We start from the raw sequence: 9839 nt of genomic DNA on the forward strand, positions 1-9839 counted from the left end.
ACCGGCTGCCGTGGGCGCGCTGGCACTGGCTCATCGTGGTGGGGCTCGGCACGGTCTGGATCCTCGACGGGCTCGAGGTCACCATCATCGGCGCCATCGGCAGCCGCCTCACCGACCCCAGGCGGGACTCGGCCTGTCCCCGTCGGACATCGGCCTGGCCGCGGCGATCTACGTGGCGGGCGCCTGCGTCGGCTCCCTCGTCTTCGGCTACCTCACCGACCGGTTCGGGCGGAAGAGGCTGTTCATCGCGAAGCTCGGCCTGTACCTGCTCGCGACCGTCGCCACGGCGTTCTCGTTCGACCCCGTCTTCTTCTTCGTCTGCCGCTTCCTCACGGGCGCGGGCATCGGGGGCGAGTACGCGGCCATCAACTCCGCCATCGACGAGCTGATCCCCGCCCGGCGCCGAGGCATGGTCGACCTCGCCATCAACGGCTCGTACTGGCTGGGCGCGGCCTTCGGGGCCGTGATCTCCGTGCTGCTGCTCAACGAGTCCTTCCTCGCGGCGGACGTCGGCTGGCGCGTGGCCTTCGGCCTGGGTGCGGTGCTCGGCGTCGTGATCCTGCTGGTCCGCCGCAACGTCCCCGAGTCACCCCGCTGGATGTCCATCCACGGGAAGGACGAGGAGGCGGAGCGCCTCGTGGGGGAGATCGAGACGAGGATCGAGGAGGAGACCGGCTCCCGGCTCCCGGCGACCGACCCCGACGAGGACTTCCTGGAGATCCGCCAGCGCCGCAGCATCGGCTTCGGCGAGATCGCGCGGGTCGCGGTCACGCGCTACCCGAAGCGGTTCGTGCTGGGCCTGTCGCTGTTCACCGGCAGGCGTTCCTCTACAACGCGGTCTTCTTCACCTACTCGCTCGTGCTCAGCCAGCTCCTGGACGTGCCGGACGACGTGGTGCCGTGGGCGCTCGTGGCCATCGCCCTCGGCAACTTCGCCGGGCCGCTGACCCTCGGCCGGCTGTTCGACAGCATCGGCCGGAAGGTCATGATCTCGATCTCCTACATCGGCTCCGGGGTGCTCCTCGTCGTGACGGCGCTGCTCTTCCGGCGGAGGTGCTCGACCCCGTCTCCCTCACCGCCTGCTGGGTGGTCGTGTTCTTCCTCGCGTCGTGCGGCGCGAGCGCGGCCTACCTGACCGTGAGCGAGATCTTCCCGATGGAGACGCGGGCCATGGCCATCGCCTTCTTCTGAGCGCTGGGACCGGCCTCGGCGGCATCGTCGGCCCGCTGCTGTTCGGCCGGCTCGTGGAGGACAGCATCGGCGCGGTCGCGAACGGCTACCTGATCGGTGCGGTGCTGATGATCGGCGCGGGACTCGTCGAGGTCGTCCTCGGCGTCGAGGCGGCCGGTAGCTCGCTCGAGGACATCGCGACGCCGCTCAGCTCCACGGAGGGGGCGTCGTCCGACGGGGCGGGGGCGGGGGCGGGACGGACGCGGCCGCGCACCGCCCCCGGGCGGACGGTGCGGCGGACGGCGCGGCGGGCGGAGCGCCGGGCGACGAGCGCTGATCCGGTCGCCGCGGAGCCGACTTGCGCGGCGCCCGTCGACCCCCTACTCTGAACGGAGCCACAGACCGCTGGTCGGCGTGCCTCCGTGAGGGGATGCGCCGGACGAAGGTTCACTCAGGTGAAGGCCCGCGCAGGTGATCGAAGCACGATGCAGCGCATGCCCCGAGGGCCTGCGCGGCACTCCCGCTCCGGCCTCCTGTGCCGGAGCGTTTTCCATGTGTGCAGCCGGGGGCTGCCAGCACCTCGCACCGCTTCCGCGGTGTCGGGGAACCACGTGATAAGGAGTGCCATGGCGAACAAGGAAGCCTCGGTCGCCGAGCTCGCGGAGAAGTTCCGCAGCTCGAACGCCGTACTGCTCACCGAGTACCGCGGTCTCACCGTTGCCCAGCTCAAGCAGCTGCGGAAGAGCATCAGTGCAGACGCGACCTACGCCGTGGTGAAGAACACGCTGACCAAGATCGCGGCGAACCAGGCGGGGATCTCGTCGTTCGACGACGAGCTCGTCGGCCCGTCCGCGATCGCGTTCGTGCACGGCGACACCGTCGCCGTCGCGAAGGCGCTGCGCACCTTCACCAAGGCCAACCCTCTTCTCGTCGTGAAGGGCGGTTACTTCGACGGCAACCCCCTGACGGCGGACGAGGTGAACAAGCTCGCCGACCTCGAGTCGCGGGAGGTGCTGCTGGGCAAGCTCGCCGGCGCCTTCAAGGCCTCGCTCTTCGGCGCGGCGTACCTGTTCAACGCACCGCTCTCGCAGGCCGTACGCACCGTCGAGGCGCTGCGCGAGAAGCAGGAATCGGCTCAGTAGCACCCCTCGGTTCCGTTCCCGGGGCGCGATGCACTGAACCCAAGAGACACCACACCAACCCAAGGAGATACATCATGGCAAGCCCTCAACGACGAGCTCATCGAGGCCTTCAAGGAGCTCACGCTCATCGAGCTCAGCGACTTCGTCAAGAAGTTCGAGGAGGTCTTCGAGGTCACCGCCGCGGCCCCCGTCGCCGCTGCCGCCGCCCCCGGCGCCGCTGCCCCCGCCGAGGAGGTCGAGGAGAAGACCGCGTTCGACGTCATCCTCGAGGCTGCCGGCGACAAGAAGATCCAGGTCATCAAGGAGGTGCGCGCCCTCACGAGCCTCGGTCTCGGTGAGGCGAAGGCCCTCGTCGACGGAGCCCCCAAGGCCGTCCTGGAGGGCGCCAACAAGGAGGCCGCCGACAAGGCCAAGGCCCAGCTCGAGGCCGCGGGCGCGACGGTCACCGTCAAGTAGCTCGCACCACCGCACAGCGCTCAGGGCGCCGATCCCCTCGGGGGTCGGCGCCCTGCGTCGTCCCCGGAGGCGGGGACGAGCGGAGCCCGGTCGGACACAGGGACCCGGGCCGCCCGAAGCGCCCGGCGAGCCCGAGGGGCCGCTCAGGCGGAGGTGTCCGGTCGGAGGTCGTGGCCGAGGGCGCGAGCCCGCTCGACGGCCTCCGCGCGGCTCGAGGCCTCGAGCTTCCGGTACACGCTCCGCACGTGCGACTTCACCGTGTTCGGGGAGATGAAGAGCCGACCGGCGATCTGCGCGACGGTCAGCCCGTCGGCGAGGCACGCGACGATCACCCGCTCCCGCTCGCTCAGCGGGTCGATGCGCACCGCCGCCGCGGGTCCGCGGTCGGCCCGCATGCCCTCGAGCATCCGCCGCACCTCCGGGAGCTGGTCGCGGTCCAGCGCCCGCTCGAGCAGGGCGGCGGAGGCGGCGGCGGGGAAGACCGCGAACGGCCGGAGGATCCCCGTCGACGTGGCGAGGCGGGCCGCCTGGTCGTACGCGTGGTCGCCGCGGGCGGGGTCGCCCAGTCCGCTGTGCGCGGCCGCGACCACGAGCAGGACGTCGCCGAGCGTGCGGCCGGAGTGCGCGTCGCCGATCTCCAGGCAGTCCGCCATCTCCGTCAGGGCGCCCTGGTGGTCGTCCGCGAGCACCCGCAGGCGGCCCGCGACCATGGCCGGGCACGTCGAGTGGCGCTCGGTCGGCGTCAGGGTGCGCACCAGGTCCCAGGCCGCCGCCGTCTGGCCGAGGTGCGCCAGCAGCGAGGCGCGCAGGGAGTCGCGCATGACCGGCAGCGGCCCCTGCTCCGGCCAGGCCGTGCCGAGGTCGTGGAGCCGACGGAGGTGGTCCAGCGCATCGAGCCGGAGGCCGTGGATGGCGGCGACCGTCGCCTCCGCGTACAGCCCGAGGAGCTCCCAGTCCGTGCCGGTGCACGCCGGCCGGAGGTCGTCGAGGAGGGCGAGCGCGTCCTCGCGGCGCGTCTCGTCCACCGCGAGGAGCGTGGCCGCGATCTCGGCGGGCGCGCGGAACCCGCTGTGCGCGAGCGCGGTGCCCGCCCCCTCGTCGGTCAGGTAGGGCCCGGGCACGGCCGACGAGCTCGCGCGACTCCGCCATGTCGCCCAGGCAGTAGGCGACGTAGGCGAGCGCGCCGCGGCACTCGAGCCGGTCCGTGAGCACGAGGTGGCGCGCCGAGAGCGCCTCGGCGGTCCGCAGCTCGTCCCGCGCCGCCGTGAAGGCGCCCAGATGCACGAGCACGAGCCCCTGCTGGAGCGCGACGGCGGCCTGCAGGGAGATGCGGGCGCTGAGCGGCAGGCCCCGCTCGGTGTCGAGGATCCGCCGTGCCTCGCGGAGGGACGCGCGCGCCTCGTCGAGGCGGCCCACCCGGCGGTCTCCCGCGGCGCGGTGGACGAGCACCGCGGCGCGCACGATCGGGGTCGGCGGGGGGTCCTCGGTGAGCAGGAGATCGACGGCGGAGCGGTAGGGGAGGGACGCCCGGCGGTCGGTCTCGGACGTGCCGCGGTAGGTGGCGGCGATGCCCGCGACCAGCCACGCGTCGTGCTCCCACGCCGCCGGGGCGATGCGGTCGTAGAGGTCGCGGACGCGGTGCGGGTGCAGGTCGACGTGCCGCGGCCACGCGGCGGCCATGGCGCGCGCCGCCGCCTGGTCGTCCCCGCGCGCGAGCGCCTCGTCGACGGCGCGCTCCACGGCCTCGACGGTCGTGGTCTCGGCCATGGCGGCTCCCGGGGGCGGTGGCCGGAGCGGATCCGGCCCTACCGGTCTCACGCTAGGTCCCCGACGGGCGCGGCGCGGCCTCGGACGGCATCCGGTGTCGCGGGAGGGACCCCCAGCTCGGGGGTGCCCGCGGGGTGCCGCCGCCGACTGCTCGACATATGCATAGCCTTGCTATATGATCGACGCATGACGACGCCAGCACCGGACCTCCGCGCCGTCCTCGGCGACCTGGTCACGGCCGGCCACCGGCTCACGCGCCTCGCCGCGCACGAGGTCGGCGGCACGCAGCTCGCCCGCCGTGTGGCGAACGCTCTCGGTGCTCGTCACCTGGCCCGGCGGCATGCGCCTCGGCGCCCTCACCGAGCACAGCCGGGTCTCGCAGCCCACGACCACCAAGATCGTGCGCTCGCTCGTCGGGCAGGGCTGGATCGCGCAGGTCACGGACCCGTCCGACGCGCGCGCCACGCTCCTCGAGATCACGCCGGCCGGCCGGGCCGCGCTCGACGACTGGCGCGACCGGCTCGCGACCGCCCTCGTCCCGCGCTTCGCCGACCTCCCGGCCGACGACGTGGCCGTGCTCGCGCGCGCCGTCGAGCTCGTCATGGCGCGCCTCGACGGCGCCCCCGCGCCCGCCGACGCCTGACCGCACCACCGGCCGCACTCCGGCCTTCCCCACCCGCACCGATCCCAGGAGGCGACACCGCACCCGTGTCCACCCAGCCGCACGCGCCGTTCCGCGACATCTTCCGCCAGCCCCGCTCCGTCTTCGCCGTCGCCTTCGCCTGCGTCATCGCGTTCATGGGCATCGGGCTCGTCGACCCGATCCTCCCCGCCATCGCCGAGAGCCTCGACGCCACCGCCACGCAGACGGAGCTGCTGTTCACGAGCTACCTGCTCGTCACCGGCCTCGCCATGCTGATCACCAGCTGGATCTCCAGCCGCATCGGCGCCAAGCGCACCCTCCTCATCGGCCTCGCGATCATCGTCGTCTTCGCGGCCGCCGCCGGCCTCTCGCAGGACGTGGAGTCGGTCATCGGCTTCCGCGCCGGCTGGGGCCTCGGCAACGCCCTCTTCATCTCGACGGCCCTCGCCACCATCGTCGGATCCGCCTCGGGCGGCACCGCCTCGGCGATCATGCTCTACGAGGCGGCGCTCGGCCTCGGCATCGCGGTGTCGGTCCGCTGCTCGGCGGCCTCCTCGGCAGCTGGGAGCTGGCGCGGCCCGTTCTTCGGCACCGCGACCCTCATGGCGGTCGGCTTCATCGCGATCCTCGCGCTGCTCGGCAAGGACGACGGACCCCGCTCGCCCATGCGCTTGTCCGCGCCCCTGCGCGCGCTGCGGACGCCCGCGCTCGCCGTGCTGGCGTCGGCCGCGCTGTTCTACAACATCGGCTTCTTCGTGCTCCTCGCCTACACGCCGTTCCCCCTGGGCTTCGACGCGATCGGCCTCGGCCTCACCTTCTTCGGCTGGGGCGTCGGCCTCGCCATCACCTCCGTGCTCGTCGCGCCGCTGCTGACCCGGCGCATGGCGCGCACGTCGGTCCTGCGCCTCGTGCTGCCGCTGCTCGCCGTCGACCTCGCCGCGGCGGGGCTCGTGGTCCGGTCGGCGCCCGGGCTCGTGGTGTGCGTCATCGTCGGCGGGCTCCTCCTCGGGGTCCTCGAACACCGTCCTCACCGAGTGCGTGATGGAGGCCACCGACCACCCGCGGAGCGTCGCCTCGTCGGCCTACTCGTCGGTGCGGTTCCTCGGCGGCGCCATCGCGCCCCCCGCGGCGACGGAGCTCGCGCGGCTCTTCACCGACTCCGCGCCGTACTACGCCGCCGCCGGCATCCGGTGCTCGTCGCCCTCGTGATCGTCGTGGCCGGCCACCGCTGGCTCCGCCGCGTCGACGCGCAGCCGGTCGACGCCCTCGAGGAGGCGCAGGCGGTCACCGCCGGCGACGCCTGACCGCGGCTCGGCGCCGGACGCGCCCCCGGTCACCGATCGCGCTCAGCGCGTCGTCGGGGCCGGGGGCGCGGTCGTGCTGGTGCGCGCGGCGAAGTCCACGGGCATGGTCACGGTGCGCTCCGCGGCCCCGCCCGGGGCGAGCCCCTCGAGGGACCACGCCGACCGCCGCCCGGCCCTGCAGCCGCGGGTGCTGCTGCACGGTGGTGAGCCCGAACAGGGGCGCGAGCGCGTGCCCGTCGATGCCCGCGACGGAGAGCTCGGCCGGGACGGCTATCCCCAGCCGCCGCGCCGCGAGGATCGTCCCGATCGCGATCTCGTCGGAGGCCGCGAAGACGCGCCTGTTCGGCCGGGTCTGCGCGGGTCGGCGAGGAGCGCCATGGCCGAGCGGAAGCCGCCGTCGATCGTGAACTCGGCCGTCGCGAAGCGCGCCTCGAGCCCGCGCGGATCCGCCTCCACGGCCGCCCGGTAGCCCGCGAGCCGCTTCGCGTGCACGAAGAACGCCATCTGCGCGTGCAGGTCGCCGCCGAGGTGCACCACGCGCGCGTGACCGAGGCTCAGGAGGCGCTCGGTGGCGAGCCGCGCGGCCGCCTCGTCGTCGATGCTGAGCGTGCTCATGCCCTCGACGGGCCCGCCGATGCCGACCAGCGGCTTGTCGAGCGAGCGGAGCCGCACGACCTCCGTCGGCGTGAGGGCGACGCTCACGGCGATGACCGCGTCCACGCGCTTGCGCACGAGGAAGTACTCGAAGACCTTCCGGCGCTGCTCCGGATCGGCGGTGAGGCGGTACAGCGTGAGGTCGTAGTCGGCCTCGATGAGCGCCTCCTCGATGCCCTCGAGGAGCTCCGCGAAGAACCAGCGGTTGATGAACGGCAGCACCACGCCGACGTTCTTGGACTGCCCGGTGACGAGGCTCGACGCGTTGGAGGAGACGACGTAGCCGATCTCCGCGGCCGCCTCGGACACGCGGGCCCGCGTGGCGGGGGAGACGTAGCCCCGGCCGCTCGAGCGCGCGGGACGCGGTGGCCTTCGAGACCCCGGCCAGGCGCGCGACGTCGGCGATGGCGCTCATCGCGCTCCCTCCCTCGGGTCCCGCGGCGCCCCGTCGCGCCGGTCGCGCGCGCTGGAAGCGGTTCCAGGAAGCGCGGGGGCCGAGTCCGATGATGGACCATCGGCACCGGCGGCGCACGCGCCGTGCCGGAGAGGTAGACCGTTTCGTTACCTGATCCGGCTTGCCGTCGCCTGCGAAGCTCCCCTGCATCGGGCTGTCGGAACCTGGACTCCCTACAGCAGGGAGCTCGACCAGGCGACGGCGCCTCACCCGCCGACGCACGCAGCACAGGACGGCGGGGTGGACCCGCATCCACTCGATGAAGAGGAGACGCACATGGGCCACGCCCTATTCCGACGTCGCTTCGTGGCACCCCTCGCAGCGGTCGGCATCGCCGGCCTCGCGCTGACGGGCTGCACGGGCGACATCGCCGCCGAGGACCAGGCGGACACCGACTGCTCGCCGTACTCGTCGTACGGCACGTTCGACGGCGCCGAGGTCAGCATCGGCGGCACCATCCAGGACGACGAGGCCGACCGCCTCGTCGAGTCCTGGAAGGACTTCCAGACCTGCACGGGCATCACCGTGAACTACCAGGGCACCAAGGAGTTCGAGGCGCAGATCGCGGTCCTCGCGGAGGGCGACTCCGCCCCCGACATCGGCATCATCCCGCAGCCTGGCGGCCTCTTCAACGTGCTCGCGTCGAAGGGCTACCTGCAGGCCGCCCCCGCCGCGGTCGAGGAGAACGTCGACGCCAACTGGTCCCCCGACTGGGGAAGGGCGACGGCACCGTCGACGGCACCTTCTACGGCGCGCCGCTCATGGCGAGCGTCAAGGGCTACGTCTGTGTACTCCCCGTCGGAGTTCGAGGAGAAGGGCTACGAGGTCCCGAAGACGACCTCCGAGCTCATGGACCTCACGGCCGCCATCGCGGCCGACGGCGACCACAAGCCGTGGTGCGTCGGCATCGGCTCCGGCGACGCCACCGGCTGGCCGGGCACCGACTGGATCGAGGACTACGTCCTCCGCGAGGCCGGCCCGGAGACCTACGACAAGTGGGTCACGCACGAGATCCCGTTCAACGACCCGGCCATCGCCGCGGCGTTCGACAGCGTGGGGACGATCAAGAACTCGACTACGTCAACGGCGGCCTGGGCGACGTCTCGTCCATCATCTCCACCGAGTTCGGCGATGCCGGCCTCCCCGATCCTCGATGGCGAGTGCTCGCTCCACCACCAGGCCTCGTTCTACGAGGGCTTCTGGAAGAAGGCCGACGGCACCGACGCGAAGGTCTCGCCCGACGGCGACGTCTACGCGTTCCTCTTGCCGCCCACGAACGAGGGCGACGCCACGGCGGTCACCGGCGGCGGCGAGCTCGTCGGCGCCTTCAAGTCGAGCGACGAGATCACCGCGGTGCTCTCGTACCTGTCCAGCGACACCTGGGCGAACAACCGGGTCTCGCTCGGCGGCGTCATCAGCGCGAACAAGGGGCTCGACCCCGCGAACGCGTCGAGCGACATCCTGAAGCAGAGCATCGAGATCCTGCAGGACCCGAACGCCACGTTCCGCTTCGACGGCTCGGACCTCATGCCCGGCGCGGTCGGCACCGACTCCTTCTGGAAAGGGCATCGTCGGCTGGCTGAGCGGCGACTCCACCCAGAAGACGGTCGACGCCATCGAGTCGAGCTGCTCGCGTCCTGATCCACCGCCGGCCCTACTGGCTGGCACCGGTCCCGCCCTCCGAGACCCCGCGGGGCTGCCGCGCACGCGGCGGCCCCGCTCCCATCCCACCCCGACCCGAAGGGCGAGACGTCCATGACGACCGCTGATCTGATCGGCAAGATCCTCCAGGTGGTGGCCGCGCTGGCCGTCTTCGCCGTGGTGATCGGGCTGATCCTGTTCCTCATCGACAAGGCGCCGAAGCGCTAAAGGACCGGGCGCAGCTCGCGGCCTTCGTCCTCCCCGCGCTGATCCTGCTCGCCGTCGGCCTCATCTACCCGGCGTTCCGCACGACGCTCCTCGCCTTCCGCGACAACACGGGCGAGTGGGCCGGGTTCGACAACTTCGTGGTGGATGTTCACCCAGCCGTCGGCGCTCCGCACGCTGCTCAACACGGTCATCTGGGTGATCTTGTCCCGCTCCTCTCCACCGCCATCGGACTCGCCTACGCCGTCTTCATCGACAAGTCGCGGGGTGAAAGCGGCGCACGAAAAACGCGAAAGCGTTTCACGATACGCTGAAAACATCTCTTGACACTGCACGAGGAACGGTTAACATCGGCTTCATATAACTGAACCAAGTAGACGAACA

Annotated in this window: 12 protein-coding genes and 1 pseudogene; 8 read left to right on the forward strand and 5 right to left on the reverse strand. The window is 72.3% G+C overall.

Annotation, left to right across the window (positions count from 1 at the left end):
• Positions 1-10: 10 nt before the first annotated feature.
• From ACZ411_RS02980 to rplL, 5 genes are all read left to right on the forward strand, one after another.
• Complete coding sequence (locus ACZ411_RS02980; protein ID WP_464168408.1) at positions 11-946, forward strand: MFS transporter; 936 nt, start codon at positions 11-13, stop codon at positions 944-946.
• Between the two features lie 106 nt (positions 947-1052).
• Entirely contained in the window at positions 1053-1190 is a 138-nt protein-coding gene (locus ACZ411_RS02985; RefSeq protein ID WP_464168410.1) for a hypothetical protein, read from the forward strand.
• A gap of 53 nt (positions 1191-1243) precedes the next feature.
• Positions 1244-1558, forward strand: coding sequence for a hypothetical protein (locus tag ACZ411_RS02990; RefSeq protein WP_464168412.1), 315 nt, complete (start codon positions 1244-1246; stop codon positions 1556-1558).
• Between the two features lie 237 nt (positions 1559-1795).
• Positions 1796-2311: a 50S ribosomal protein L10 gene (gene rplJ / locus ACZ411_RS02995; RefSeq protein WP_012037545.1), complete on the forward strand. Its 516-nt coding sequence runs from the start codon at positions 1796-1798 to the stop codon at positions 2309-2311.
• Positions 2312-2344: 33 nt separating this feature from the next.
• Positions 2345-2767 carry a 50S ribosomal protein L7/L12 gene (rplL, locus tag ACZ411_RS03000; RefSeq protein WP_464168456.1) on the forward strand — a complete coding sequence of 141 codons (423 nt, stop codon included), beginning with the start codon at positions 2345-2347 and terminating at the stop codon, positions 2765-2767.
• Between the two features lie 143 nt (positions 2768-2910).
• Here rplL and ACZ411_RS03005 read toward each other — a convergent pair whose 3' ends face one another.
• Positions 2911-3888 (reverse strand): helix-turn-helix transcriptional regulator, encoded by a 978-nt coding sequence (locus ACZ411_RS03005; protein WP_464168435.1) that lies wholly within the window; start codon positions 3886-3888, stop codon positions 2911-2913.
• A 944-nt stretch (positions 3889-4832) separates the two neighbouring features.
• Here ACZ411_RS03005 and ACZ411_RS03010 point away from each other — a divergent pair.
• Positions 4833-5177, forward strand: coding sequence for a MarR family winged helix-turn-helix transcriptional regulator (locus ACZ411_RS03010; protein WP_464168436.1), 345 nt, complete (start codon positions 4833-4835; stop codon positions 5175-5177).
• A gap of 65 nt (positions 5178-5242) precedes the next feature.
• The gene (locus ACZ411_RS03015) at positions 5243-6481 is read left to right on the forward strand and encodes an MFS transporter (protein WP_464168438.1); all 1239 of its coding nucleotides are present in this window, start codon (positions 5243-5245) and stop codon (positions 6479-6481) included.
• Here ACZ411_RS03015 and ACZ411_RS03020 read toward each other — a convergent pair.
• From ACZ411_RS03020 to ACZ411_RS03030, 3 genes and pseudogenes are all read right to left on the reverse strand, one after another.
• Positions 6462-6794: a substrate-binding domain-containing protein gene (locus ACZ411_RS03020; RefSeq protein ID WP_464168458.1), complete on the reverse strand. Its 333-nt coding sequence runs from the start codon at positions 6792-6794 to the stop codon at positions 6462-6464. The two genes, ACZ411_RS03015 and ACZ411_RS03020, sit on opposite strands and share 20 nt — an antisense overlap.
• Complete coding sequence (locus ACZ411_RS03025; RefSeq protein WP_464168440.1) at positions 6752-7444, reverse strand: LacI family DNA-binding transcriptional regulator; 693 nt, start codon at positions 7442-7444, stop codon at positions 6752-6754. The genes ACZ411_RS03020 and ACZ411_RS03025 overlap by 43 nt, the downstream gene beginning before the upstream one ends.
• Positions 7445-7505: 61 nt before the next feature.
• Positions 7506-7841 (reverse strand): annotated as a pseudogene (locus ACZ411_RS03030) (hypothetical protein); the annotation flags it as partial.
• A gap of 54 nt (positions 7842-7895) precedes the next feature.
• On the opposite strand from ACZ411_RS03030, the gene ACZ411_RS03035 reads away from it, so the two are divergent.
• Positions 7896-9230 carry an ABC transporter substrate-binding protein gene (locus tag ACZ411_RS03035; protein ID WP_464168442.1) on the forward strand — a complete coding sequence of 445 codons (1335 nt, stop codon included), beginning with the start codon at positions 7896-7898 and terminating at the stop codon, positions 9228-9230.
• Between the two features lie 224 nt (positions 9231-9454).
• Here ACZ411_RS03035 and ACZ411_RS03040 read toward each other — a convergent pair whose 3' ends face one another.
• Complete coding sequence (locus ACZ411_RS03040) at positions 9455-9775, reverse strand: hypothetical protein (RefSeq protein ID WP_464168444.1); 321 nt, start codon at positions 9773-9775, stop codon at positions 9455-9457.
• Between the last annotated feature and the right edge of the window lie 64 nt (positions 9776-9839).

The organism is Clavibacter sp. AC415 (genome assembly GCF_979252985.1).